This is a genomic window from Neobacillus sp. FSL H8-0543 (genome assembly GCF_038592905.1).
Lineage (GTDB): Bacteria > Bacillota > Bacilli > Bacillales > Cytobacillaceae > Neobacillus.
In genome coordinates this window covers 1,182,195-1,207,850 of record NZ_CP151943.1, presented here as the reverse complement: position 1 = coordinate 1,207,850, position 25,656 = coordinate 1,182,195, and the positions used below count along the sequence as shown (strand labels likewise).

At 38.8% G+C, this 25,656-nt stretch carries 24 protein-coding genes, 1 riboswitch and 1 other annotated feature; of the genes, 18 read left to right on the top strand and 6 right to left on the bottom strand.

Annotation, left to right across the window (positions count from 1 at the left end; all coding sequences use genetic code 11):
• Positions 1-20 precede the first annotated feature (20 nt).
• Positions 21-263: a DUF2584 domain-containing protein gene (locus NSS81_RS06360; RefSeq protein WP_342432696.1), complete on the top strand. Its 243-nt coding sequence runs from the start codon at positions 21-23 to the stop codon at positions 261-263.
• A gap of 170 nt (positions 264-433) precedes the next feature.
• Here the strand turns inward: NSS81_RS06360 and pckA are convergent, their stop codons facing one another.
• Entirely contained in the window at positions 434-2,020 is a 1,587-nt protein-coding gene (gene pckA, locus NSS81_RS06355) for a phosphoenolpyruvate carboxykinase (ATP) (protein ID WP_342432695.1), read from the bottom strand.
• A 216-nt stretch (positions 2,021-2,236) separates the two neighbouring features.
• Positions 2,237-2,375, top strand: a riboswitch (SAM riboswitch).
• Between the two features lie 206 nt (positions 2,376-2,581).
• Between pckA and metK the strand changes: the two genes are divergently transcribed.
• Positions 2,582-3,781 (top strand): methionine adenosyltransferase, encoded by a 1,200-nt coding sequence (gene metK / locus NSS81_RS06350; RefSeq protein WP_342432694.1) that lies wholly within the window; start codon positions 2,582-2,584, stop codon positions 3,779-3,781.
• A 165-nt stretch (positions 3,782-3,946) separates the two neighbouring features.
• Complete coding sequence (gene asnB / locus NSS81_RS06345) at positions 3,947-5,851, top strand: asparagine synthase (glutamine-hydrolyzing) (protein WP_342432693.1); 1,905 nt, start codon at positions 3,947-3,949, stop codon at positions 5,849-5,851.
• A gap of 409 nt (positions 5,852-6,260) precedes the next feature.
• Here the strand turns inward: asnB and NSS81_RS06340 are convergent, their stop codons facing one another.
• Positions 6,261-6,773 carry a gamma carbonic anhydrase family protein gene (locus NSS81_RS06340; RefSeq protein WP_342432692.1) on the bottom strand — a complete coding sequence of 171 codons (513 nt, stop codon included), beginning with the start codon at positions 6,771-6,773 and terminating at the stop codon, positions 6,261-6,263.
• A gap of 177 nt (positions 6,774-6,950) precedes the next feature.
• On the opposite strand from NSS81_RS06340, the gene NSS81_RS06335 reads away from it, so the two are divergent.
• Together NSS81_RS06335 and NSS81_RS06330 are read left to right on the top strand one after the other, a co-directional pair.
• The gene (locus NSS81_RS06335; protein WP_342432691.1) at positions 6,951-7,754 is read left to right on the top strand and encodes an alpha/beta hydrolase; all 804 of its coding nucleotides are present in this window, start codon (positions 6,951-6,953) and stop codon (positions 7,752-7,754) included.
• A gap of 36 nt (positions 7,755-7,790) precedes the next feature.
• Entirely contained in the window at positions 7,791-8,876 is a 1,086-nt protein-coding gene (locus NSS81_RS06330; RefSeq protein WP_342432690.1) for a tetraprenyl-beta-curcumene synthase family protein, read from the top strand.
• A 21-nt stretch (positions 8,877-8,897) separates the two neighbouring features.
• On the opposite strand, the gene NSS81_RS06325 is transcribed toward NSS81_RS06330, so the two are convergent.
• Both NSS81_RS06325 and NSS81_RS06320 read right to left on the bottom strand, forming a co-directional pair.
• Positions 8,898-9,470 carry a class I SAM-dependent methyltransferase gene (locus tag NSS81_RS06325; RefSeq protein ID WP_342432689.1) on the bottom strand — a complete coding sequence of 191 codons (573 nt, stop codon included), beginning with the start codon at positions 9,468-9,470 and terminating at the stop codon, positions 8,898-8,900.
• A 1-nt stretch (position 9,471) separates the two neighbouring features.
• Positions 9,472-10,434: a TIGR01212 family radical SAM protein gene (locus NSS81_RS06320; protein WP_342432688.1), complete on the bottom strand. Its 963-nt coding sequence runs from the start codon at positions 10,432-10,434 to the stop codon at positions 9,472-9,474.
• A 223-nt stretch (positions 10,435-10,657) separates the two neighbouring features.
• On the opposite strand from NSS81_RS06320, the gene NSS81_RS06315 reads away from it, so the two are divergent.
• The 9 genes from NSS81_RS06315 (at position 10,658) to NSS81_RS06275 (ending at position 19,404) form a co-directional block, all read left to right on the top strand.
• Entirely contained in the window at positions 10,658-10,951 is a 294-nt protein-coding gene (locus NSS81_RS06315; RefSeq protein WP_342432687.1) for a YtzC family protein, read from the top strand.
• The gene (locus NSS81_RS06310) at positions 10,948-11,118 is read left to right on the top strand and encodes a glycogen biosynthesis protein GlgD (protein WP_342432686.1); all 171 of its coding nucleotides are present in this window, start codon (positions 10,948-10,950) and stop codon (positions 11,116-11,118) included. Before NSS81_RS06315 ends, NSS81_RS06310 begins: the two co-directional genes overlap by 4 nt.
• 309 nt (positions 11,119-11,427) lie before the next feature.
• Positions 11,428-12,243: a hypothetical protein gene (locus NSS81_RS06305; RefSeq protein ID WP_342432685.1), complete on the top strand. Its 816-nt coding sequence runs from the start codon at positions 11,428-11,430 to the stop codon at positions 12,241-12,243.
• A gap of 86 nt (positions 12,244-12,329) precedes the next feature.
• A complete protein-coding gene (locus NSS81_RS06300) occupies positions 12,330-12,854 on the top strand; it encodes a NapC/NirT family cytochrome c (RefSeq protein ID WP_342432684.1) in 525 nt (174 codons plus the stop codon).
• Positions 12,855-12,856: 2 nt separating this feature from the next.
• The gene (locus NSS81_RS06295) at positions 12,857-14,308 is read left to right on the top strand and encodes an ammonia-forming cytochrome c nitrite reductase subunit c552 (protein ID WP_342432683.1); all 1,452 of its coding nucleotides are present in this window, start codon (positions 12,857-12,859) and stop codon (positions 14,306-14,308) included.
• Between the two features lie 382 nt (positions 14,309-14,690).
• Positions 14,691-15,890 carry an MFS transporter gene (locus tag NSS81_RS06290; protein WP_342432682.1) on the top strand — a complete coding sequence of 400 codons (1,200 nt, stop codon included), beginning with the start codon at positions 14,691-14,693 and terminating at the stop codon, positions 15,888-15,890.
• 176 nt (positions 15,891-16,066) lie between these two features.
• Positions 16,067-16,289: a binding site (T-box leader), on the top strand.
• Between the two features lie 42 nt (positions 16,290-16,331).
• A complete protein-coding gene (gene leuS, locus NSS81_RS06285) occupies positions 16,332-18,749 on the top strand; it encodes a leucine--tRNA ligase (protein ID WP_342432681.1) in 2,418 nt (805 codons plus the stop codon).
• Between the two features lie 56 nt (positions 18,750-18,805).
• A complete protein-coding gene (locus NSS81_RS06280) occupies positions 18,806-19,111 on the top strand; it encodes a rhodanese-like domain-containing protein (RefSeq protein WP_342432680.1) in 306 nt (101 codons plus the stop codon).
• Positions 19,112-19,218: 107 nt separating this feature from the next.
• Complete coding sequence (locus tag NSS81_RS06275) at positions 19,219-19,404, top strand: sporulation protein Cse60 (protein WP_342432679.1); 186 nt, start codon at positions 19,219-19,221, stop codon at positions 19,402-19,404.
• Between the two features lie 7 nt (positions 19,405-19,411).
• On the opposite strand, the gene NSS81_RS06270 is transcribed toward NSS81_RS06275, so the two are convergent.
• Positions 19,412-20,692 carry an NAD(P)/FAD-dependent oxidoreductase gene (locus NSS81_RS06270; RefSeq protein WP_342433949.1) on the bottom strand — a complete coding sequence of 427 codons (1,281 nt, stop codon included), beginning with the start codon at positions 20,690-20,692 and terminating at the stop codon, positions 19,412-19,414.
• Between the two features lie 246 nt (positions 20,693-20,938).
• Here NSS81_RS06270 and NSS81_RS06265 point away from each other — a divergent pair, with 246 nt between their 5' ends.
• Both NSS81_RS06265 and NSS81_RS06260 read left to right on the top strand, forming a co-directional pair.
• Positions 20,939-22,561 (top strand): polysaccharide biosynthesis protein, encoded by a 1,623-nt coding sequence (locus tag NSS81_RS06265; protein WP_342432678.1) that lies wholly within the window; start codon positions 20,939-20,941, stop codon positions 22,559-22,561.
• A gap of 25 nt (positions 22,562-22,586) precedes the next feature.
• Positions 22,587-23,306, top strand: coding sequence for a pseudouridine synthase (locus NSS81_RS06260; protein WP_342432677.1), 720 nt, complete (start codon positions 22,587-22,589; stop codon positions 23,304-23,306).
• Positions 23,307-23,348: 42 nt separating this feature from the next.
• On the opposite strand, the gene NSS81_RS06255 is transcribed toward NSS81_RS06260, so the two are convergent.
• Complete coding sequence (locus NSS81_RS06255; protein ID WP_342432676.1) at positions 23,349-23,783, bottom strand: DNA starvation/stationary phase protection protein; 435 nt, start codon at positions 23,781-23,783, stop codon at positions 23,349-23,351.
• A gap of 189 nt (positions 23,784-23,972) precedes the next feature.
• Here NSS81_RS06255 and speD point away from each other — a divergent pair, with 189 nt between their 5' ends.
• Complete coding sequence (gene speD / locus NSS81_RS06250; protein WP_342432675.1) at positions 23,973-24,782, top strand: adenosylmethionine decarboxylase; 810 nt, start codon at positions 23,973-23,975, stop codon at positions 24,780-24,782.
• A 237-nt stretch (positions 24,783-25,019) separates the two neighbouring features.
• Entirely contained in the window at positions 25,020-25,565 is a 546-nt protein-coding gene (locus NSS81_RS06245; RefSeq protein ID WP_342432674.1) for an LURP-one-related family protein, read from the top strand.
• Positions 25,566-25,656: the final 91 nt, after the last annotated feature.

Below are 25,656 nucleotides of genomic sequence, written 5' to 3'. Positions count from 1 at the left end.
ATGTAGAGGAGTGAAATGTAATGGGTATGCCTCTAGAGTTGAATACGATGATTGTAACGAAGGGGAGAGAAACAAGGGTGGAAGAGAACCTTTTTGTTCTTAACAAAGATGGATACAGACTTTATCCGATTGATATTCCAATCGATGTAAGAAAAACAATGGATGGTGACTCAAGCGGAACAGCTGTAATTAAAAAAGTGGAATGGGAGCATAGTAAAACGACATTAACCTATCAATTAATTGCATTAAATTCAACAAACTAAGCAGGTGATCCATTAATCGCTTCATGGTGACCGCACTCCCTATTTATAAAAGGAAACGGTCATCATGAGCGCTTCATGGTGACCGCTATTGCTATTATTAAAAGTAAACGGTCATCATAACCGCTTCATGGTCAGAAATAGTGAATTTCTTACTCAGTTGAATCCAAATTCTAAACGATAGGACCACCATTTGCTTCAACACCTACTGGTGCATCAGAGAACTTTTTGAAGTTTTCCTGGAATTTTTTAGCCAGTTCTTTGGCTTTCATTTCGTAGGCTTTTGGATCAGGCCACGTTTTGTTTGGCTGCAGGACTTCGTCGGGAACACCAGCAATATGAAGCGGTATATTTAACCCGAAAATTTCATCTCTAACCGTTTCAACAGTGTCAAGTTCCCCTTCAAGTGCAGCTTGCACCATTGCTCTTGTATAAGAAAGCTTCATTCGGCTGCCAACACCATATTCCCCGCCAGTCCAGCCGGTATTCACAAGGTAAACCTTCGCGTTATGCTCAAGAATTTTATCGCCAAGCATTTTTGCATAGCGTGTTGCTGGAAGTGGAAGGAATGGTGCACCAAAGCAGGTAGAGAAGGTTGCTTCCGGTGAGGTTACTCCTCTTTCCGTTCCTGCAAGCTTTGACGTATAGCCGCTTAAGAAATGATACATCGCTTGTTCCTTTGTTAATTTTGAAATTGGCGGCAATACACCAAAAGCATCAGCTGTTAAAAAAACAATCGTGTTCGGATGCCCAGCAATACTAGGCAGAACAATATTATCAATTGCTTGAATCGGGTAGGCTGCACGGGTATTTTCCGTTAATGACCCATCATCATAATCAGCAATTCTTGATTCAGGCATAACCATAACATTTTCAAGGACTGATCCAAAATGGATGGCCTCAAAGATTTGCGGTTCTTTTTCACGGGACAGATTAATGGTCTTTGCATAGCAGCCACCCTCAATATTAAAGACACCATGCGGTGACCACCCGTGCTCATCATCACCAATCAACCGGCGTTTTGGGTCAGCAGACAATGTGGTTTTTCCTGTACCAGATAGCCCAAAGAAAAGGGCGACATCACCCTCAAAACCAACATTTGCTGAACAGTGCATCGATAAAATATTATTTTCAGGTAAAATGAAGTTCATTACAGAGAAGATTGCTTTCTTCATTTCACCTGCATATTCTGTACCGCCAATTAAAACGGTTCGTTGTTCGAAAGAGATAATGATAAATGTTTCAGAATTTGTCCCGTCAATTAGGGGGTCAGCCTTGAAGTTTGGTGCACAGATAACATTGAATCCAGTTTTATGTGCTAACAACTCTTCTTCACTGGGACGAATAAATAATTGATGAGCAAACAAGTTATGCCATGCAAATTCCGTTACTACCTGAATAGGCAATTGCGATTTCTTGTCAGCCCCGGCAAATCCTTTAAATACGAAAACTTCATTTGCTTGTTTTAAATAAGCAGTAACCTTTTGATAAAGGTTTTTAAATACTTCCTCGGAAATCGGCTGATTTAATGAGCCCCAAGCAATTTTATCCTTTATGGACTCTTCTACAACTATAAATTTGTCTTGAGGGGAACGTCCTGTATATTTTCCAGTTGAAACACTTATGGCACCAGTGGAGGTTAATACACCTTCATTTCGTGATAAGATTTTTTCTACTAGTTGAGGGACAGATAATTGCATTTGGACATGATTTTCCTTTAATAGTAAGCTTAATGCATTTGGGATATGAACAGAATTCATCTACGCTAACCCTTCCTTTACAATGTTTTTTACCAAGATTTAATTATAAAAAGTATAACACATTAGTCTGAATAGTCTATACTATTCGGTGAAATTAGGCTGTAATAATACTATACGTTATTAATGTTAAAATTTCTGTTTTTTACCATTGAATCCTTGAAAAAGTCATTGACAATGTTCGACATGTTCCGTATTATTTTAATTTGAACGGATACTCTCTTATCCTGAGCTGGTGGAGGGACAGGCCCTATGAAACCCAGCAACCTGCAAAATGAAAAGAATGATTGTGTAATTGATTCATTTCATATGCGAAGGTGCTAATCTGACGCAAGGCTATGACCTTGAACGATAAGAGCGAAAGGCCGAAAACAACCTTTCCTCAAGTGGTAAGGTTTTTTGTTTTGTATAAGTCCTTTTATGATGATAATAGTTTCTAATAAAAATCGTTAGTTTATTTCATACTAAGGAAATGAGTACCGTATCAATGTCAATGTTCAAGAAGAATTCCTGTAACCTTCATAGAACCTTGATTCAATCTCATAAGATATAGGAGGAATTCAGATGTCAACAAAACGTCGTTTGTTCACTTCTGAGTCAGTAACTGAAGGTCATCCTGATAAGATGTGTGACCAGATTTCTGATTCGATACTAGATGCAATATTAGCTAAGGATGCCAATGCTCGTGTTGCGGCTGAAACATCAGTTACTACCGGATTAGTCCTAGTAGCAGGGGAAATCACTACTTCTACATACGTGGACATTCCAAAAATTGTTCGTGAAACGATTAAAGGAATTGGCTATGATCGTGCGAAATATGGCTTTGACTCAGAGACATGTGCTGTATTAACTTCTATAGGCGAACAAAGCCCTGATATTGCAATGGGTGTTGACCAGGCACTTGAAGCACGTGAAGGTCTAATGTCAGATGAAGAAATCGAAGCTATTGGTGCTGGAGACCAAGGTTTAATGTTTGGTTATGCATGTAATGAAACAGCTGAACTAATGCCGCTTCCAATATCATTAGCACATAAACTTGCACGTAAGTTAACAGAGGTACGTAAAGATAAAGTTCTTGAATACCTTCGTCCAGATGGAAAAACCCAAGTAACCGTTGAGTATGATGAAAATGACACACCAGTACGGATTGATACAATCGTAATCTCAACACAACATAATCCAGAGGTAACGTTAGAGCAAATCCAGCGTAATCTGAAAGAATATGTTATTAATCCAGTTGTACCTAAAGAACTAATTGATGAAAATACAAAATACTTTATCAACCCAACAGGACGTTTCGTAATTGGCGGACCTCAAGGGGATGCTGGTTTGACAGGCCGTAAAATAATTGTAGATACTTATGGCGGATATGCTCGTCATGGTGGCGGTGCATTCTCTGGTAAGGATCCAACAAAGGTTGACCGTTCTGCAGCTTATGCAGCACGTTATGTTGCAAAAAATATTGTTGCAGCTGGCCTTGCAGACAAGTGTGAAGTGCAGCTGGCATATGCAATTGGTGTAGCTAGACCAGTATCAATTTCTGTTGCAACTTTTGGAACAGGAACAGTTAGTGAAGAAGTTTTAGTTGACCTTGTTGGTGAGAACTTCGACCTTCGCCCTGCAGGAATCATTAACATGCTTGATCTTCGTAAACCTATTTACAAGCAAACAGCAGCATATGGACATTTTGGCCGTACAGATGTTGATTTGCCATGGGAGCGTACGGATAAAGCTGACACCCTGCGTCAACAAGCAAGTCTTTAAGAAAAGTTATAGGAATACCAAAGAGAGGAAGTTGCAAATAATTTTGCAGCCTCCTCTTTTTTTTGCCTTCTAATTCTTACATCAAGAGAGACAGAATAGAATGTTTAAGACCAATCAGTCGATTTTTGTGTGAAATGGTGAAATAACTAGTGAGGTGATCTGTAAATGTGCGGGTTTATTGGCTGTATAAATGACAATGCGCAAACGGATAATGATGAGGGAAATGAACTCTTTAAAAAAATGAACGAAATGATTACTCATCGGGGTCCTGATGATGAAGGTTATTATCAGGATGAGTTTATTCAATTTGGTTTTCGCCGGCTAAGTATCATTGATATTGAAAATGGGCATCAGCCGCTTACATACGAAAACGAGCGCTATTGGATAATTTTTAATGGGGAAATTTATAACTACCTTGAACTACGCCAAGAGCTTCAACAAAACGGATTAACATTTGCAACTAACAGCGACACAGAGGTTATCGTAGCCCTTTATAGCCAGCTAAGAGAAAAGGCAGTAAACAAGCTTCGCGGGATGTTTACGTTCGTCATTTGGGATAAACAGGTTCAGGTTTTATTTGGTGCCCGAGACCGCTTTGGCATCAAGCCCTTTTTTCACTACGAGGGGAATGGACGAACCTATTTTGCTTCGGAGAAAAAAAGCATCCTGCTTGCGTTGGAAAAAGCTGAACTGAACTTGGATTCCTTACAGCATTATCTAACCTATCAATATGTTCCAGAACCAGACACCCTTTCTGCTGGAATCAAAAAGCTCGAACCAGGATGTTATTTCACTAAGAGAATCGGGTCTCCAATAAACATTCTTAAGTATTGGAAGGCAAGTTTTAAGCCAGCAAATAAGTCTGAAACGGACTTTGTCAATGAGATTAAGGAAGTTTTGATTGATTCAGTTAAACTTCATATGCGGGCAGATGTGCCAGTAGGCTCTTTCCTTTCAGGTGGAATTGATTCAACTATTATTGCTTCAATTGCAAAGGACTTTCATCCTGCTATTAAAACCTTTTCTGTGGGGTTTCAACGAAATGGGTTTAGTGAAATTGATGTGGCCAAAGAATCAGCTGCAAAACTTGGAGTGGAGAATATAAGCTATGTTATTACGCCTGAAGAGTATATGGAGGAACTGCCAAAAATCATCTGGCATATGGATGACCCACTTGCTGACCCAGCTTGTGTTCCCCTCTATTTCGTCGCTCGTGAGGCAAAAAGGCATGTAAAAGTTGTCTTATCAGGCGAGGGGGCTGATGAACTTTTTGGCGGCTACAATATTTATCGTGAGCCACATTCACTAAGGATATTTAATAAAATCCCGCGTGTAATAAAAACGTTTTTAAGATGGGCAGCGAGAATGCTACCAGAAGGAATGAAGGGAAAAAGCTTTATTGAGCGCGGTGTAACTCCAATAGAAAAACGATATATTGGAAATGCAAAGATGTTTTCTGAAAAGGAAAAACGGAAGCTATTGGTTAATTACCGGGAAGGGATAAATTTTACAGATATCACTAAACTGCTTTATCAAGAATCTTTGGGATATAATGCGGTTGAACAGATGCAATATATTGATATTCATACATGGTTGCGTGGGGATATTTTACTTAAGGCCGATAAAATGACGATGGCTCATTCGCTAGAGCTGCGTGTTCCCTTTTTAGATAAAGCGGTGTTTGATGTCGCTTCTAAAATACCAGCCAGATTGAAGACTACAAGCGGGACAACAAAATATATTCTCCGAAAAGCGTTTGAGGGAATCGTTCCTGACCATGTACTCAGCCGAAAAAAGCTTGGTTTTCCGGTACCGATTCGTCATTGGCTGAAGGACGAGATGAATGATTGGGCTAAAGGAATCATCCGTGAGAGCAACACAGATCATTTAATAAATAAAACATACTTGTTAAAAATATTCGATGATCATTGTCAGGGAAAGTTCGATTATAGCCGTAAAATTTGGACGGTTCTGATGTTTATGCTCTGGCATCAGGTTTATGTAGAAGAGAAGTATGCATTTCAAAGCGATTTCCAATGGGGAAAAACTCATCAAACAATGGAAATATAAGGGCTTCATTAAATTAAAGGACAAAACCCAACAAGGGAACCGATGAAATGTCTTTAAGGAGTTTTCTTAAGGACAAAACCCTATGAGGAAATAAGTGAAATGTCTTCAATAAGCTCTCTTAAAGACAAAACTCAAGAGGGCAGTCGGTGAAATGTCTTCAATAAGCTCTGTTAAAGACAAAACACAACAAGGAAGCCGGTGAAATGTCTTTAATAAGCTTTCTTAAAGACAAAACACAACAAGGAAACCGGTGAAATGTCTTCAATAAGCTCTCTTAAAGACAAAACCCAAGAGGGCAGCTGGTGAAATGTCTTCAATAAGCTCTCTTAAAGACAAAACACAACAAGGAAACCGGTGAAATGTCTTCAAAAAAGCTCTCTTAACGAGAATTTATGGCCAATCCAACAAGTTAATTTTGTAATGACTTATAATACTGCGCCTTTTCGGCATATTCTGTAAATATTCTATTCATATCCTTTCTATCCTCATCATTCAATTCTCTAATAACTTTTGCTGGCCTGCCAAATGCTAGTGTATTAGGGGGAATCTTCTTTCCTTGGGCTACAAGGCTCCCTGCACCTATAAATGCTCCTTCACCAATTTCAGCTTGATCAAGAACAATCGAACCCATGCCAATTAACGCTTTTTTTCTGACAATACAGCTATGCAGAATGACTTGATGTCCAATGGTCACTTCATCTTCTAAAATTAAAGGATTGTTTGGGCTTTGATGCAATACTGAGTTGTCTTGGATGTTTACTTTTTTCCCAATTTTGGTTGATGCAACATCACCTCTGATGACCGTATTGAACCAAACGCTTGATTCTTCACCGATTTCAACATCTCCGGTGATTGTTGTATAATCAGCAATAAATACTGAGTCTGCAATTTTTGGATACTTCCCTTTGTATGGATAGATCATAATATTCTCCTTTTTACTTGATAGGCTGATTTAATTTTAACTAAACATACCTGTAAATTAAAAGCTTTTTGCCTTAAAGCTTGGATTAAGATTGACCATAATTTACGACCCTGGGACGTATTATGTTAAAATAAGTAATAACATATAGAATGGACAATTTTTCTAGGAGGAAGGAATATGTGGAAGTGGGAAGCTGAAGGGGAAGCGAAAGCGGTCATTGTGATGATTCATGGCGCAATGGAGCATCACCGCCGCTATGGTTGGTTAATTGAAATGTGGCGTTTATCAGGTTTTCATGTCATTATGGGTGACCTTCCCGGGCAAGGTATGACAACAAGATCCCGCAGGGGCCATATCGATTCCTTCAACGAATATTTAATTGAAGTTAAAGATTGGATAAAGGCTGCCTATCAATATGACTTGCCAGTATTTCTGCTAGGACATAGTATGGGCGGGCTAATTACCATTCGCCTCTTACAGGAAGAAAAACTCGATATAGCCGGTGTGATCCTTTCTTCACCCTGTCTAGGACTAATTCATACCCCATCAAAGTTTTTAGATGCTCTATCACATCCAATAAATGTAGTTTTTCCTACCTTACGAATGAACTCGGGTTTAACAGTTAAGATGGCTACGAGAAACGAAGAGGTATGGGAAGCAGATTCAGGTGATACTCTCTATATTACGAAAGTCTCGGTAAGATGGTATCGGGAGTTAGCAGCCGCAATTAAGCAGGCATTTCTTGTTATGGATAAAACGCAAGATGTGCCAATGCTGGTCATGCAAGCGGGTGATGATAAAATTGTGAATAAAGATGCAGTAAAGGATTGGTTTAATCAAGCTCCATTATCAGAGAAAAGATTTAAGGTGTGGCCGAAATGTTACCACGAAATCTTTAATGAACCTGAACGGGAAGATATATTCGAGTATGCTAAGGATTTTGTCACCAGCCAATTAAAAGCAATAGGCTATATTGTATAAAAGGAGGGAGATTTTCAGGTGATGCCCATCAGCTTAATGTCCAAGATATATCGACGAATTATTCCAGCCGTTCATCAAGAGCTTAATAAATGGACAGAGAGGGCAGAAAATATTCCTAATCCAGAGTTAAGAACCCAGGCACTTGCGAGCATCAAACATAAAACCTTTCATTGTGAAGGGGGAGGTATTCTTGCCCTCATGGCAATGAAAGAATATAAAAAAGCGGTAGAATTTATTGTTGCCTATCAAACAATTAGTGATTACTTAGATAATCTTTGTGACCGAAGCACTTCCCTAGACCCTGAGGACTTTGCTGCACTCCATGAAGCAATGGCAGATGCACTAACCTTAGAGAGCGGGCCAAAAAACTACTACCGTCTTCGGGAAGATCAAGACGATGGTAATTACTTGAATGATTTAACAGAAACCTGCAGAACCGTTTTACGGGAGCTGCAAAATTACTCCTTAATTAGTGAGTACCTTAAGGAACTTTGTGACTACTATTGTGATTTGCAAATTCACAAGCATGTAAACCAAGCCGAGAGGGTGCCGCGCTTGGAAGCATGGTTCCATCTTCATCAAAACAGGTTTCCTGAGATGGAATGGTATGAATTTTCGGCATGCTCTGGTTCAACACTAGGGATTTTTTGTCTTATTTCCTATGCGATGAGAGCTGACTTTAAAGCTAGTGATGCAGAAAATATTCGTAAGGGTTATTTTCCATACATACAGGGTCTCCATATACTTCTAGATTATTTTATTGATCAAGAAGAGGACAAGGCCGGTGGGGACTTGAATTTCTGTTTTTATTACGAAAATGAGGAGACGCTTTTTGAACGGTTAAAGCATTTTGTTTTTGAAGCAGATCGACATACAGAGTATTTGCCACATAAAAGGTTTCACCAATTGATCAACCGAGGTTTGTTAGGGATTTATCTCTCTGACAGTAAAGTTAGAAAACAAAAAAACGTCCGCAAATTGGCTAAAAGTATGATCAAAACTGGCGGTTCGGTTAGCTATTTTTTCTATATAAATGGACTTGCCTACCGATCCTTTCAAAAATGGCTACCTGCATTTGTCACTCGAGGGAATAGAAAACCGAAATATCTTGAATCAAAATAAAAAACCAGGCTGAGCCTGGTTTTAGATTTTCTCGATTGCAATGATAAAGGGCGGATTATTTTGTTGGTTAATATACTGATATTTTAAAACATGCGCTGTCTTTTGATCAATCTGTTGGCAATAGCTTAGTAAAGCATCGCGCTCAACAGCACCTTCGGGAAAGCCGTGATAAATCACAAGGACAATAATCCCTTCTGGCGCCAAGACAGAAATCATCTGTTCAACAGCTGAAATCGTTGACTCTGGTCTTGTGAAAATCGATTTATCACTATTTGGCAAATAACCTAAATTAAAAACAGCCCCCGTTATTTTCCCATGATATTCTGAAGGTATCATTTTTTCAAGTTGTTCATGTCCTGTATGAAAAATAGTTACTCGTTCAAGGTATCCGTACTGGCTCAATCGTTCCTTCGTTGCAGAAATTGCTTGCTCCTGAACATCAAACCCAAAAACTCTGCCCGATTCTCCAACAAGTTCGGCTAAAAATAATGTATCATGGCCATTTCCTACTGTAGCATCGACAACAATTTCTCCACTTTTTACTGCTTTCTTAAGTAAGTTCTTAGTAAAAGGGAGGATTTTATCCATCTTCATATTAAATCCCAGCTTTACTCACTTGATAAAATTTACCTTGATAACTGTCTCGTCTTTTTAGCTCCGCATCAATAGCATTAAGTACTTCCCACTTGTTTACACTCCACATCGGTCCGACCATCAAATCAATCGGTCCATCACCAGTAATGCGATGGACAATCATTTCTGGCGGTAAAATCTCCAATTGGTCACATACTAAATTTACATAATCCTCTTGAGAAAGAAAATCTAGCATGCCCTTTTCATATTGTTTAACCATCGGTGTACCTTTGAGCAGATGCAGTAAATGAATTTTTATTCCTTGGACATCAAGCTTGGCCACTTCACGAGCTGTTTTCATCATCATTTCAGTAGATTCAAGCGGCAAGCCATTTATGATGTGCGAGCAAATTCGGATCCCGTGTTTTCTTAGCTTATTGACGCCTTCAACATAGCACTGGAAATCATGGGCACGATTAATTAAAAGAGCAGTCCGTTCATGAACGGTTTGTAAGCCAAGCTCTACCCAAAGATAGGTTCTTTCGTTCAGCTCAGCTAAATATTCAACAACATCATCAGGGAGGCAATCAGGTCGAGTGGCGATGGATAATCCAACAACTCCCTCCTGTTTAAGCACTGTTTCAAATTTTTCACGAAGGACATCAACAGGCGCGTGTGTGTTTGTGAATGCCTGAAAATACGCCATGTATTTCCCGTCTTTCCATTTTGTATGCATTTTTTCCTTGATTTCTTGAAATTGTGTTTCTAGTGTTTCGACACGGTTACCTGCAAAATCTCCGGAACCGGAAGCGCTGCAAAATGTACAACCGCCATGTGCGACAGTGCCATCCCGGTTTGGGCAGTCAAAACCGCCATCCAAAGCCACCTTAAAAACCTTATGGCCAAATTGTTGGCGGAGGTGGTAATTCCACGTATGGTATCGTTTATCATCGGATGCATATGGAAAAGGGTTGGTCTGAATCATATCAGCAACCTCCTTTTTGTATAAAAATTTTTTATGAATAATAGTTGAATTCTAACACGAAGTTAGTGGTATATCCAATTGTAAATCTTTCAAGGAAATTGCCAGTAATTATCGTTTGCTTGGTGTAATAGGAAAGACAAGAGAGAACACAATAAGAAATGAAGCGTTTTTGCTTCATTTCTTATAAATAGTGGGTGCTTTATAAATATAAGGGGGTTTTAAGATGGCTACTCGTGATTCAATGAGTGAGTTAATGCAGCAATGTGAGGATGCTATTCGATATGCCCAGGATGAATTTAAAGAAAGTAGCCTTCAGGAGCACTATAACGATGATGATTATACGACAGCGTTGCAGCGACTGGAACAAACATATCAGGATATTGCCAAGATGGCACATAGCGCCAACGCCCAGCAGCGGGATCAGCTTCATCGGATGAGGCTTCAGATACAGCAGATGCAAAATACGATGATTTTACAGGGAGGCCATACGGCAGGAGGAAGGGGAGAATACTCTTGAAAAAGCGCTCGAAACAACAAAATCCTGAACAAAAAACACGTAATGGAATCAATAATCAAGATCTTGAGGCGGGAAAAGATTTTGATATTGTAAAACAAGCAAAGAAGAAATATGAAGATTCAGGCGGACAGCCTGTAAAATCTAAATTCCATCAAGAAAAGAATTAATCATCCTAAAAGCAAAAAGCCTTCAACAATCCGTTGAGGGCTTTTTATTGAGAAAAACATAGAAAACACAGTGTAAATAAGGAAAAATCCGTGTTCACAAATTAGAAATATCTCAAATTATTTTTGTGATTTAGGTCACAGATTGAGTTAGGCTAAAATGGGATAAATAAGATATAAATAAGGTATCAATGTGCTCGCGGAAAATTCAAAAATTTTTAATAATTTAAGAATAAAATGTTTATTAATTTTTTTTACATTTTATTGTGAATGCGTTCACAATTTATTCACATCCTGAAAGGAAGCATGAAAATGAAAAAATACCTGGTCATTCTAAACATTCTTTTTTGTTTATTGCTAATGATATATCCATCAATAACAACTGCCGAGGAAAATAAAAATATCCTAACCTTTGAAGAGTTATCTATTAAGGTTATGCCTGAGTTTGCTTACCATCCAAATGATGAAAAGAAAGAGCACCCCCCGTTATTAATTGGTTACCAGGGAACAATGCTTAACCAGACGGATCAGCCGCAAAAAGGACAAATCGAAATTCCCCTACCAATGGACGAGAAGAACTTCCGTGTTGGCTATGTTGCAGATTACTCAAGTGATTTATCAAAGGTATATGAGATTGAATACACAATCGACGAGGATAAAGGAACCATTTCTTGGACAACTAGTGAGGAAATACAGCCGAATGAAGTATATAAATTTGTCGTTGAATATTACACAGATAAATTAACTGTTGATAAAGAAAAAAAGTCACTTGACTATCAATTTAAAAGTTTTGCTGATATCAGTCTGTTCAATGTTTCGTTTATCCAACCGCTAATGGCGGAAAATATTGTGCTAGATCCTGAACCAGAAAAAAAGCAAACCCATGCAGATGAAGAAGGGATATTTTCTTATAATTTTCAAGGGTTAAAAGCGGGAGATTCAAAAAGTTTTTCAATGAAGTATGAGCGTAGTGAAACAAAACCAACTGTCGAATTTGTTGATGATGAACCAGTTCAAAATAAAGAGACTAAAAATGATTTGAATATGCTTGAAATAGCTGCTTTTAGTGTAATTGGCTTAATCGCTATTGGTGGGATGATCATTTTAGTGAAAAGAAGAAAAAAGTAATACCATTCCTTTTGGTGGTAAAGTGCGAAAGTACTTTATTATATAAATTTTTAGAGAGAGAAAGATATTATATGGGAGGTGAAAAGATGTTTAAAAAATGGTTCAAAAAATTGATGGCCATCGATAAAAGGGTGTTATTAGTAGTGGCTTTGTTAGTAGGTGTCGCTCTATCTTTCGGAACAGTAAAAACAATGGCTTACTTAGATTCCCCGAATTTCTGCCAAAATTGCCACACGATGGAAAATGTTTATACATCCTTCGTTGATTCCACTCACTCGGAGTTGCAGTGCAATGATTGCCACCTGCCGCATGAAAGTGAGGTAGGGAAATTATTTTTTAAAGGTCGCGCGGGTATGACTCATATCTACTACAATACTCTAGGTACTGAGGATATACCAGATCGGATTTATGCGACCTCACGTACGATGAGAGTCATTAATCAAAATTGTGCAGACTGTCATGCAAGTACGGTTACGAATGTATCACATGATTCTAAAGACAACTGTATGTCCTGTCACCAAACAGTACCACATGGAGCAGACTTTAAAGATGATACATTTGATAAGCCAGCTAAATCAGGCGATTTATTAAAAATTAAGGGAGGATTTTAAGAATGAAGAGGTTCCGTTATGGGGCATACCTCCTTCTGTTGACATTTGTCCTAATCATTACAGGTTGTAGTAATGACGGTGAGAGCAAAACAGCAAATGCATCAGATTCCAAGGAGACTACAGGCCTTTCTGCAGATGAGATAAGCAATGAAGCGTTCAAAGATTTATTTCCGCTTCAATATAATAGCTATATGAAAAATGAAAAAATGGAAGACACAACTTACGGCGGTTCAGTAAAACGTAGCAAGTACGATCCGGATAAAGAGCCACTACTACCAGTACTTTTCAACGGATATGGTTTCGCTGTTGAATATAATGAGGACCGCGGTCATACGTACGCACTTGAAGACATAAAAAATGTTAAACGTATTACTGATAAATCAGTTGGTTCATGCTATACGTGTAAATCTACTGCAGTCCCACAAATGCTTGAAGAAATGGGCGACGACTATTGGGGGGCAAATTTTAATAGTGAGATTTGGACGAAAGGTGAAGCAATGGGCCACTCGCCAATCGGCTGTTCTGATTGTCATGATCCAGAGACAATGGATTTACGCATCACTCGTCCTAGCTTCACGAAAGGTTTAGAATCCCAAGGTATTGATGTTTCTAATCCGACTAAGAACGATATGCGTAGCTATGTTTGCGGTCAGTGTCACGTGGAATATCATTTTGCTGCTAGTAATAGTGAAGTTATCTTCCCATGGGCTGAAGGCTTCAAACCAGAAGATATATATGAATACTATAATACAATTGCTAAAGAAAACGGCTTCGAAAAAGACTGGATTAGCAATATTTCAGGAGCGCCAATGTTAAAGGCACAGCACTCTGAATTCGAAACACATGCACAAGGCACACACGGAAAAGCAAACGTTAGCTGCGCAGATTGCCATATGCCGTTTGAGCGTGTTGATGGAAAGAGAAAGATTACATCCCACTGGTGGACTTCACCGCTTAAAACAATGGACACATCTTGCGGACAATGTCACGGTGACCGTGATTTAGATAAATTAAAAGACCGTGTTGCTGACATACAAGAAACGAACTTTAGTGCTTTACATGAAGCACAGAATATATCAACAACTGCACATTATTATGTAAACAAAATGATTACTTCTGGTGTAAGCGAAGACAAGATCAAGCAAGCACAGGAATTTGTCCGTAAGGGTCAATGGTTCTGGGATTTTGTTGCAGCAGAAAATTCTTCAGGCTTCCACAATCCACAAGGATCAATGGATTCATTAAGAGAATCAACTGTTCAATCAAATAATGCGATTCGTCTTGCAACTGAAGAGTTAGTTAAAAAAGGTGTCGATATGAAGGAGCTTGACCAGGAAATTGAAAAGGTGAAAAAGGCTGTTCAGGCAGAAACAGATAACTTTAAGAAAAAAGACCATGCCGTAAATAGCTATTTCCCTGCACAACAACCAGTAGCACCAGCAGTAAAAAAATAGACCCTTCCACTAAACTCTTAATTCGTCCGACCAAGAAAGAATAAGAAGTTTAGAGTAAGAGCCTAAAATAATTCGGTGAGGAAAACACTGTTTCTCTTAGGAGAACAGTGTTTTCTAATGATTATTGTGACAAATTTTTGTCTAACTGTCAATTGGATGAAGGATTTGTTGCGTGTCGCGGAATAAACGCTGAATTGCGCGGAATCGAGGCTGAATCTCGCGCGACTGAAGCCAAAAGGAAAGAGCAACTATGGTAGCCAATGGAGAGCAAATCCATCTCATGACTGAAAAATAGAAAACAAAAAGAGATTGCACGGAATCAGAAATAGGAATAAAATAACCTTTGGAAATTAAATAGTTAATAGGTAAAGGAGCGGTTTTCGTGCCACGTGCCTTATGGCTCTTAATCATTGGAATGGCAGTGAATGTAACAGGCTCTTCTTTTTTATGGCCTTTAAATACCATCTATATTCACGATCATTTAGGTAAATCGTTATCGGTTGCAGGTGTAGTATTAATGTTAAATGCAGGAGCTAGCGTCATTGGAAATCTATATGGCGGTAGTTTATTTGATAAAATTGGTGGCTATAAATCGATTCTACTAGGAATCTCCATCACCCTTTCAGCCCTTGTTGGATTAACGTTTTGGCACGGCTGGCCAGAATACATTGTCTTTCAAATCCTTATTGGCTTTGGAACTGGTGTGATTTTCCCAGCAATGTTTGCTATGGCAGGTTCAGTATGGAAAGAGGGCGGTCGCAAAGCCTTCAACGCTATCTATGTGGCACAAAACTTAGGTGTAGCCGTCGGTGCAGCTCTTGGAGGGATTGTTGCTAATTATTCTTTTGATTTAATCTTCCTTGCCAACACAATTATGTTTGTCATCTTTTTACTAATCGCTGTATTTGGTTATAAAGGAATTGAGGCAGGGGCTGTAAAACAAGCCAACAACTCTCTTGCAAATGGAGTAGTATTGAAAAGTCGAGTGAAACTATATGCGTTATTAATTCTTTGTACGGGTTATCTGTTATGCTGGGTGGGTTATGTTCAATGGCAGACAACTATTGCGACTTACACACAAGAAATTAATATTTCTTTAATGCAATACAGCCTATTATGGACAATTAATGGAGCATTAATTGTTCTTGGTCAACCATTATTGAATGGATTAATTAAACGCCTAGCTACTACACTAAAGGTACAAATAATCATTGGAATGGGAATATTTATTGTTTCTTTCTTAGTTGCAGGCAATGCCAGCGCTTTTACTGGATTTTTAGTCGGAATGATTATCCTAACCATTGGTGAAATGTTTATCTGGCCGGCAGTCCCAACGATCGCCTTCAACTTAGCACCAAAAGGCAGGGAAGGATTCTACCAAGGCATCGTAAACAGTACCGCAACTGGTGGCAGAATGGTCGGACCATTACTGGGAGGAATGATCGTTGATCTATATAGTATGTCTGCCTTATTCTACGTACTTATTGGCCTATTCCTAATCGCTATACTCACAACCATCATCTACGACCGTGGTTTGAAAAAAGAACCATTAGTAGTAACAGCATCAACCGTGTCACAATAAAGTGACACGGTGACAGGCACCACCCGTGGACACTGTCCACCTGGAGAGGACAGTGGGCTTTTCGCTCACTGTCTATTTGGTTTAAATTGATGTTGATACGGTTAAACTGGATTTAGGCTTAATCCCTACTTGCATATTGTTGGTAAATTTAATACAATAACCGTAATACTTAATAATGAATGACTTTGATTAGGAGTAGTAGTGATTTATACCTGACTATAGAGAATTGACGGCTGGTGCAAGTCAATCGGGTACATCATGAACTCGCCTATGAGTTGCAAACGTGAAAGTTATAGTAATGTTTGCCGTATTCCGCGTTAAGGATGAATGAAGCGAGTGTTTACAACACTAATGTGGGTGGTACCGCGGGAAGATACATACAATCCTCTCGTCCCTTTTTTGGGATGAGGGGTTTTTTATTTTTTTTAGGAGGAAAATATTATGAGTTTCAACCATCAGCATATCGAGAAGAAGTGGCAAAAGACTTGGGAAGAGGAAAAGACATTTAAAACGAGCGAGGAATACGATAAACGTAAATTCTACGCTTTGGATATGTTCCCTTATCCTTCTGGGGCTGGACTCCATGTAGGACACCCTGAAGGTTATACAGCAACAGATATACTTTCACGTTTAAAGCGGATGCAGGGCTATAATGTGCTTCATCCAATGGGCTGGGATGCCTTTGGTCTACCGGCAGAGCAATATGCATTGGATACTGGTAACGACCCGGCAGAATTTACTGAACAGAATATTAATACCTTTCGTAGACAAATTAAAGCACTAGGCTTTTCCTATGATTGGGACCGTGAAGTAAACACGACAGATCCTGAATATTATAAATGGACACAATGGATTTTCTTACAGCTATTTGAAAAAGGCCTTGCCTATATTGATGAAGTCGCAGTCAATTGGTGTCCCGCACTTGGGACTGTTTTGGCAAATGAAGAAGTCATTGATGGGAAAAGTGAGCGCGGTGGCCATCCGGTTGAGCGCCGCCCAATGAAGCAATGGATGTTAAAAATTACTGCTTATGGTGACAGGCTACTTGAAGACCTTGAGGAACTTGATTGGCCGGAAAGTCTGAAAGAAATGCAACGCAACTGGATTGGTCGATCAGAAGGTGCCGAAGTAACTTTCAATATTGAAGGACATGATGAAACATTCACGGTATTCACAACTCGTCCCGATACCCTATTTGGTGCAACATATGCAGTGCTAGCTCCAGAGCATTCATTTGTAGATAAAATTACTACAGCCGAACAACGTCAAGCAGTTGAGGCCTATTTAGATAAAGTAAAAACAAAGAGCGATCTTGAGCGTACAGATCTTGCGAAAGAGAAAACGGGTGTGTTTACTGGTGCTTATGCGATCAATCCGGCAAATGGCGAAAAAATGCCAATCTGGATTGCTGATTATGTATTAGTAAGCTACGGTACTGGTGCCATTATGGCTGTTCCAGCACATGATGAGCGTGACTATGAATTCGCAAAGGAATTTGGTCTACCGATAAAGGCAGTTGTTGCTGGCGGAGATATTGAGAAAGAGGCTTATACTGGTGACGGAGAACATATCAACTCTGACTTCTTAAATGGATTAGATAAAACAGAAGCCATTCAAAAAATGATTGCTTGGCTAGAAGAGAAAAATATTGGTACAAAGAAAGTAACCTTCCGTCTTCGTGATTGGCTATTCAGCCGTCAACGTTATTGGGGTGAGCCGATTCCAATAATCCATTGGGAAGATGGAACAATGACAGCTGTACCAGAAGATGAGCTACCATTGACACTGCCTGTAACAAAGGAAATTAAACCATCAGGTACAGGAGAATCACCTCTTGCTTTAATAACAGACTGGGTAAATGTAGTTGACCCAGTTACTGGTAAAAAGGGTAGACGGGAAACGAATACTATGCCTCAATGGGCGGGCAGCTGTTGGTATTATTTGCGTTATATTGATCCGAAAAATGATCAAGCACTTGCATCAAAGGAAAAACTAAACCATTGGCTTCCGGTGGATATCTATATTGGCGGAGCAGAGCATGCAGTACTTCACTTACTTTACGCACGCTTCTGGCATAAATTTTTATATGATATTGGAGTAGTATCAACAAAAGAGCCCTTCCAAAAGCTTTTTAACCAAGGAATGATTTTGGGTGAAGGCAATGAAAAGATGAGCAAGTCTAAAGGGAATGTCGTTAACCCGGATGATATTGTAAACAGCCATGGTGCGGATACGTTAAGGTTGTACGAAATGTTTATGGGACCGCTTGATGCATCGATTGCTTGGTCGACGAATGGATTGGATGGATCACGTCGCTTCTTAGATCGTATTTGGCGTTTGTTAGTTGAAGAAAATGGAGAAATTTCTCCAAAGGTCCAATCAACTGAAGCTGTATCAAATCTAGAAAAGGTTTATCATCAAACAGTGAAAAAGGTTACGGAGGACTACGAAGGTCTGCGTTTTAATACTGCTATTTCACAAATGATGGTATTTATTAATGAAGCATACAAAGCGACAGTGCTTCCGAAGGATTATATCGAGGGATTCGTAAAAATGCTTGCACCTATTTGTCCTCATATTGCTGAAGAACTTTGGGAAAAACTAGGCTATAGTGGCACAATATCTTATGAATCTTGGCCAGCATATGATGAAGCGAAGCTAGTCGATGAAGTGGTCGAAATAGTCATCCAGGTTAATGGAAAGGTCAAGGCTAAGCTAATGGTGCCAACAGATGCAACCAAGGAAGCCCTAGAAGGAATAGCAATGGACGACGTGACCGTGAAAGAACAAATCGAAGGCAAAACGGTACGTAAAGTCATTACGGTTCCAGGTAAGCTAGTCAATATCGTAGCAAATTAAAACAATTAAACATCCTCCCTATTCTTTAGGGGGGATTTTTTCGAAGGGGTGGCAGGATGGAAGAAATACAGATTATTACACCAGAGGAGTTACAAAAAAAGCTTGAGAAAGGGGAAAAACTTGAGTTGGTTGATGTAAGGGAAGACGAAGAGGTTGCGCAGGGAATGATTCCCGGAGCCAAACATATTCGCATGATGGAGATTCCAGCGAATTTGGATTACTTCGATAAGGAAAAAGAATATATCTTTATTTGCCGCTCGAGCGCACGCAGCGGGAATGTTTGTCACTACCTCCAAGACCAAGGCTATAAGGTCCGCAATATGATTGGTGGTATGTTAGATTGGACAGGAGAAAAGAAATAAGCAAAAAGGCGATTCCGCAGTGGAATCGCCTTTTTTTATATATTTTATTTTTAATTTTCAGAAAATGTGGAGATACTAGTAAAAAAAAGCAAGGGAGAGAGGGTCCAATGATACAGGTCAAACTGTTTGATCGCGAGCATGAGAAGGATTTAGAAAAAGAAATGAACCGTTTTTTAAAAGGTCTGGAAGAACAGAAACTGCTGGATATAAAGTATAATGTCGCTGCAATAACAGAAGATGAAGACGAGGAACAAATCTATTGTTTCTCAGCCATGATCATATATCGGTCCTGATATAAAATCAGGACTGATAACTTTTATTTGCAGAAAGTGCTGCGTTTGTTCCTGCGAGCCTGCCGGTAACTAAAGCTGACGTGATGTTATATCCGCCCGTGTATCCATGGACATCAAGGATTTCACCGCAGAAATATAAGCCATTCATAACTTTCGATGCCATTGTTTGCGGTTCAATTTCTTTAACAGACACGCCGCCACCAGTTACAAATGCTTTTTCCAATGGTAGCGTACCATTTACTTTAATATGAAATTGTTTACAGCTTTTTGCGAAGCTGCGGATTTTTTCATTTGAAATCGTTGCACCTTGCTCAGAAGGGTCAATTTCGTTTTGTTCAAAAAGAAACAAAAGATATCGTTCAGGGACGAACCCTTTTAATGTGTTTTTAATACTTTTCTTAGGTTCACTCTTTTTCACGAGATTAATAACTTCTTGAAAAATTTCTTCTTCCTTTTTATCAGGGAGAACATCAAGGCTCATCGTTACTTCGTTCAGCTTATACTTCTTCAGCGCTTTAACGACAAACTGACTGCATCTCAGGACAGCAGGTCCACTCAAACCAAAATGGGTAAAAATCATATCCATTCGGTGAGCAATGATTGGTTTTCCTTTAGGATTCAGTACACTTAAATCAATATCCCTTAGCGAAAGACCCTGCAGTGATTTATTCTTAATAAATGGTTCGTTTGAGGTGACAGGCACCTCCGTAGGAAATAGCTCCGTAATCGTATGACCAGCTTTTTTTGCCCAGGCATAGCCATCACCAGTTGAACCGGTATGGGGAACTGATTTACCGCCGACAGCAATAACAATAGATTTGGCAGTGATGCTTGTCCCGTCTTTAAGCAATATCTCAGAAATATGACCGTCTTTATAGTGAATGTCAGCTACTGAACAGTTTTTGAAGATCCGCACGTTGAGTTTTTCTAATCGATCCAATAGTGCATCGACAACGGATTGTGCTTTATTGGATACCGGAAACATCCGTCCATGATCCTCTTCCTTTAATTCGATCCCTAGCTTTTCAAAGAACTTGATAATATCTTCATTACTAAAAATCGAAAAGGCACTATATAAAAACTTCCCGTTACCAGGCAAGTGCTTAATAATTTCCTCTACAGGGAGCCGATTTGTCACATTACAGCGGCCGCCTCCAGAAATGGCGAGCTTTCTGCCAAGCTTATCCCCTTTATCAATCAATAAAACCTTCGCGCCTTTTTCACCAGCAGCAATCGCCGCCATTAAGCCAGAGGGTCCGCCACCAATAACGATTACATCATAATCCATACTTCCACCAACTTTATGTATTTTCATTTACTTGGTAAACTGTTTGCATAACTATTTATTATAAACATAACCACTCTTATTAAAAAAGAGAACAAAATGTCAACAGATATTATTAAATTTAACCTATTTGTTAGTAGCATCACAACCGAAAGAGATGTAAACTACTAATAGTGTGCAAAAATCGTCGAATAATCGTTGATATCTTGCTCACTGTACTTTTTCTTCACTAGGAAGGGATTCGAAGTTATGTCGTCTAAGTTAATTCAAGGTACATTTATTTTAACTTTGGGTACGATTATATCCAAGGTTATTGGCTTGTTTTATGTCATCCCATTTTATCAAATTGTAGGGTCTGAAGGGACAGCACTGTATTCCTATTCCTATATACCCTATACGATATTTATTAGTATTGCAACGGCTGGAATACCGCTAGCTGTTTCTAAGTTTATTTCAAAATATAATGCACTGGAAGAGTATGCTGTTGGTAGGCAATTGTTCAAATCTGGATTAGTAATTATGATGTTGACTGGTTTTGCCTCCTTTTTAGTTCTCTATTTATCCGCACCTGTTATGGCAGGGTGGGTTTTTCCTGATGATGAAGATATCGGATCGAGTGTAAAGGATATCACAACGGTTATCCGTGCCGTAAGTTTTGCTCTAATTGTTGTTCCGTTTATGAGTCTAATTAGGGGTTTCTTTCAGGGACATCAATCGATGGGACCATCTGCCGTGTCACAGGTCGTGGAACAAATTGTCCGAATCACCTTTACACTTGCAGGTGCCTTTATTGTACTTAAAATATTAAATGGTAGTATTGTAACAGCGGTTAGTGTAGCAACCTTTGCAGCTTTCATTGGTGCAATTGGTGGCTTAGCCGTTTTACTTTGGTATTGGTATAAAAGGAAACCGTACCTTGACCAGCTTCTTGAACAAGATAAAGGAACGGTACAGGTGTCGCTTGGAGAAATCTATAAGGAAATCATCGTATATGCAGCCCCGTTTGTTTTTGTCGGGATTGCAGGCCCATTGTTTCAAGCAATTGACCAATTTACCTTTACACGAGCAATGATGGACCTCGGTCACAATGAGCCTGTTGCAAAAGCAGCATTTTCCGTCTTGAATTTCGAGTCCCATAAAATTGTCATCATTCCAGTATCATTGGCAACTGGTTTTTCATTAGCGCTTGTACCAAGTATAACGAAGGCATTTGTTGATTTGGACCGAAAAAGTCTACATCAACAGTTAAACCAAGCCTTCCAAATATTACTATTTTTAACCCTGCCGGCAGCAATAGGACTTTCCCTATTAGCTGAACCAATCTATACGGTATTTTATGAACATAAGGCACTTGGAACCGAAGTATTAAATGCCTACGCCCCAGTGGCCATTCTTTTTGCATTATATTTAGTAACAGCGGCAATTTTGCAGGGAATCAATGAACAGCGGTTTACCGTTTTAAGCTTACTTGTGGGATTATTAGTAAAATTATCTGTAAATATCCCACTTATCAATAGATTTGAAACCACTGGTGCAGTATATGCAACAGCATTGGGGTATCTTGCTGCCATATTAATTCAGTTATTTGTGATAAAAAAGTATGCAAATTACCGGTTCCTATTAGTTTGGCGAAGAAGCCTACTGATAGTAATTTTTGCTGGTTTTATGTGGGTAGCAACCGAATTAGTACTTCAATTATTGTTGTTATTTCTAAATCCTGCATCAACGTTTCAATCTATTCTCATCATTATTATTTGCGCAGGAGTTGGAGCAACCCTCTATTTTTACCTTGGATTGAAATCAGGTCTTGTAAACAAACTATTTGGTGACAGAGTAAATAAATTAAAGCGGAAATTGAAAATGAAAGTGTAATAGGTAAAACAGGAGGAGGTTCTCTTTGAGAATAGATAAAATGCTAGCCAATCTTGGCTATGGCAGCCGTAAGGAAGTAAAGCAATTATTAAAAAGCGGCGCTGTTAAAGTTGATGATGCTGTCGTGAAGGATGCCAAACAGCATGTTGATACAAACAGCCAAACAATTACGCTAAATGGTGAAATCATTGAATACAAAGAATTTATTTATTTAATGATGAACAAGCCTCAAGAAGTTTTATCAGCGACTGAAGACAGTTCCCAGGAAACAGTCATCGATTTATTGGAATTGGGAGATCAGGTGTACGAGCCATTTCCTGTCGGAAGATTGGATAAGGATACCGAGGGGTTATTACTTATTACCAATGACGGACAGCTAGCCCACCGCTTGCTATCTCCGAAAAAGCATGTCCCCAAGACTTACTTTGCGGTCATTGAGGGAGAAGTAACCGAGGCAGATGTTAAGGCATTTGCAGCCGGCGTTACACTTGACGACGGCTATGAAACAAAGCCAGGGGAACTGCAAATTTTAAAATCTGGTATCATGTCAGACATTGAACTAACGATTACTGAAGGCAAGTTTCATCAAGTAAAAAGGATGTTTGAAGCAGTTGGTAAAAGAGTGGTCTATCTTAAGCGGATTTCCATGGGGCCATTACCTTTGGATGAAACACTTGAACTTGGCGAGTATCGCGAATTAACCGATGAGGAAGTAGAATTACTAAAGACCTATGAGGTGAAGTAAAAACGCATGTGGCAATCGTAGCCACATGCGTTTTTTAACATTTTATCCTTGTAAAAATGATTTTAGCATCCAGTTGTGTTTATTGAGTTTGCCAATTAGTTCTAAGAAGATATCACCGGTAACTTCATCATTGTTTTGTTCGGCCACTTCTTTTCCGGTTATTAAATCAGAAATTAATAAAGAGTAGTCATTTATGAGTGCTTGTACCATTTCTTCTGCAGTTAACATGTCAGATGTTTCTTCTAAGGTAGCATACTGAAGGTATTCTTTTAATGTTGAAATGGGTTTGCCATCAATCGTTAATAATTGTTCAGCTAATTCGTCTATTGTTGCTGCTGCCTCATCATATAATTCTTCAAATTTAGCATGCAAGGTAAAGAAATGCGGACCTTTTACGTACCAATGGAACTGGTGCAGTTTCGTATATAATATATTCCAGTTTGCGATTTGTTGATTGATTGTTTGTTCTAAAGTCATTGGTCATTCCTCCTAATATATCATCTAAATTAATTATAACACATACTATTTAAAAGTAAATACTAAATAATAATAATTATAAATAAGGAAAGTGTTTATTCGTTAATGTGATTTTAAACAAAAATAACTAACATGGAACAAAACGGGGTAATCTAAAAATATTTACAGCCTGTTTAAGGGGGAGTAGTCATGAAACTTACACACGAACAGCACATTGAATTACATGGCTTTAATAACCTGACCAAATCATTGAGTTTTAATATGTATGATATTTGTTTTACAAGAAATAAGGAAGAACGAGAAGCCTACTTAAAGTATATTGATGAGGAATACAGTGCAGAAAGATTGCAGAATATATTAAAACACGTATCGGAAATTATTGGTGCTCATGTATTAAATGTTGCAAGCCAAGATTTTGAGCCCGCAGGTGCCAGTGTCACTATGTTGGTGTCTGAAGGAGCGGTGGAAGATGCTCCTTCAGAATCATTTGAAGAGTCACCTGGGCCATTGCCGGAGTCTGTTGTTATGCAGTTAGATAAGAGTCATATCACCGTTCATACATACCCTGAATTTCATCCAGATGAGGGGATTAGTACTTTTCGGGCAGATATCGATGTATCAACATGCGGTGAGATATCTCCGCTAAAAGCACTGCATTATCTTATACGTTCGTTTGAGACGGATGTGATGACGATTGATTACCGGGTCCGTGGTTTTACGCGCGACAAAACGGGTCACAAATTATTTATTGATCATGAAATTAGTTCGATTCAAAACTATATTCCAGACGATGTGGGCGAATTATTTGATATGATTGATGTAAATGTGTATCAAGAAAATATTTTTCATACGAAATGTAAATTACGGGAATTTGACTTAAATAACTATTTATTTGGCTATACTAAAGAATCCTTGCATCCTGACGAGCATATTGAAATCACTGAGAGATTAAAGCTAGAGATGGATGAAATCTTCTATGGGAAAAACATCGTCCAATAAAATGACAATTATTATGATCGTGCTACTATGTCGTCGGATCATTGCCAAAAGGAGGAAAAGGCGGCTTTACTAAAAATAAAGCTGCTTTTTTATATGGCTTCGAATAGTTTAAGAATCATTCATGAACTGGCATCAACTGGAGTGGCACAATTCATAAGATTTCACTTTGAACTATTTAAAGACGAATAACACCACCACTGATGAAACTTTTTACCCGTAGAAATCGTATTTATAGAAATGGGACTTCTTCGGGGGTGGATGATGATGAGCGATAAAAAAGTGCTCTACTTTAAAGATAACTTCTTTTCGACAGGTAGGACGGAAATATATAATAGTTTAAAAGAAAACATTGGTGAATTGGATTTAAAAAGTGCTTTTTCTTCCAGTATTGATGTACTAGATACCAATGGAAGGACAGTGGTTAGCGGTAAGTTCCCTTTTTTTAGTAATAAGTGGCAGATTTATGATGCGAATGAACAGGAGATCGGTGTTCTAAAAGCGAAACTGACCTTTTTAGCCAAAAAATATGAATACGATGCCTATGGCCGTGGAGTTTTTCAAATTAAAGGTGAAGCCTTCTCTCGTGAATATGATATTACCGATGAACAATCTAATCTGGTTGGAAAGTTTGAAAAGGTAAGTGGTTTTTTTGCCTCACCGGCCTATCAATTGAGTAATTATTCTAGTCATATCTCCAATGAGGAACTAATTGCAATGGTGATGGGGATAAATGCAATAATAAAGCGTAAACAAAGTGCTGCCGGAAACGGTGGAGGCGGTTAATATAACTCAAAGGAGGCTGACTCAAAAGGTTGTTAAATGACATCACTTTTGAGTCAGCTTTATGTTACTCCTTACTTTTTGGGTTAACTTT

Excerpts from the sequence above, each read along its gene's own strand:
- NSS81_RS06360 (WP_342432696.1), top strand. The coding sequence starts at position 21 with ATGGGTATGCCTCTAGAGTTGAATACGATGATTGTAACGAAGGGGAGA.
- pckA (WP_342432695.1), bottom strand. The coding sequence starts at position 2,020 with ATGAATTCTGTTCATATCCCAAATGCATTAAGCTTACTATTAAAGGAA.
- metK (WP_342432694.1), top strand. The coding sequence starts at position 2,582 with ATGTCAACAAAACGTCGTTTGTTCACTTCTGAGTCAGTAACTGAAGGT.
- asnB (WP_342432693.1), top strand. The coding sequence starts at position 3,947 with ATGTGCGGGTTTATTGGCTGTATAAATGACAATGCGCAAACGGATAAT.
- NSS81_RS06340 (WP_342432692.1), bottom strand. The coding sequence starts at position 6,773 with ATGATCTATCCATACAAAGGGAAGTATCCAAAAATTGCAGACTCAGTA.
- NSS81_RS06335 (WP_342432691.1), top strand. The coding sequence starts at position 6,951 with ATGTGGAAGTGGGAAGCTGAAGGGGAAGCGAAAGCGGTCATTGTGATG.
- NSS81_RS06330 (WP_342432690.1), top strand. The coding sequence starts at position 7,791 with ATGTCCAAGATATATCGACGAATTATTCCAGCCGTTCATCAAGAGCTT.
- NSS81_RS06325 (WP_342432689.1), bottom strand. The coding sequence starts at position 9,470 with ATGAAGATGGATAAAATCCTCCCTTTTACTAAGAACTTACTTAAGAAA.
- NSS81_RS06320 (WP_342432688.1), bottom strand. The coding sequence starts at position 10,434 with ATGATTCAGACCAACCCTTTTCCATATGCATCCGATGATAAACGATAC.
- NSS81_RS06315 (WP_342432687.1), top strand. The coding sequence starts at position 10,658 with ATGGCTACTCGTGATTCAATGAGTGAGTTAATGCAGCAATGTGAGGAT.
- NSS81_RS06305 (WP_342432685.1), top strand. The coding sequence starts at position 11,428 with ATGAAAAAATACCTGGTCATTCTAAACATTCTTTTTTGTTTATTGCTA.
- NSS81_RS06300 (WP_342432684.1), top strand. The coding sequence starts at position 12,330 with ATGTTTAAAAAATGGTTCAAAAAATTGATGGCCATCGATAAAAGGGTG.
- NSS81_RS06295 (WP_342432683.1), top strand. The coding sequence starts at position 12,857 with ATGAAGAGGTTCCGTTATGGGGCATACCTCCTTCTGTTGACATTTGTC.
- leuS (WP_342432681.1), top strand. The coding sequence starts at position 16,332 with ATGAGTTTCAACCATCAGCATATCGAGAAGAAGTGGCAAAAGACTTGG.
- NSS81_RS06280 (WP_342432680.1), top strand. The coding sequence starts at position 18,806 with ATGGAAGAAATACAGATTATTACACCAGAGGAGTTACAAAAAAAGCTT.
- NSS81_RS06275 (WP_342432679.1), top strand. The coding sequence starts at position 19,219 with ATGATACAGGTCAAACTGTTTGATCGCGAGCATGAGAAGGATTTAGAA.
- NSS81_RS06270 (WP_342433949.1), bottom strand. The coding sequence starts at position 20,692 with ATGGATTATGATGTAATCGTTATTGGTGGCGGACCCTCTGGCTTAATG.
- NSS81_RS06265 (WP_342432678.1), top strand. The coding sequence starts at position 20,939 with ATGTCGTCTAAGTTAATTCAAGGTACATTTATTTTAACTTTGGGTACG.
- NSS81_RS06255 (WP_342432676.1), bottom strand. The coding sequence starts at position 23,783 with ATGACTTTAGAACAAACAATCAATCAACAAATCGCAAACTGGAATATA.
- speD (WP_342432675.1), top strand. The coding sequence starts at position 23,973 with ATGAAACTTACACACGAACAGCACATTGAATTACATGGCTTTAATAAC.
- NSS81_RS06245 (WP_342432674.1), top strand. The coding sequence starts at position 25,020 with ATGGGACTTCTTCGGGGGTGGATGATGATGAGCGATAAAAAAGTGCTC.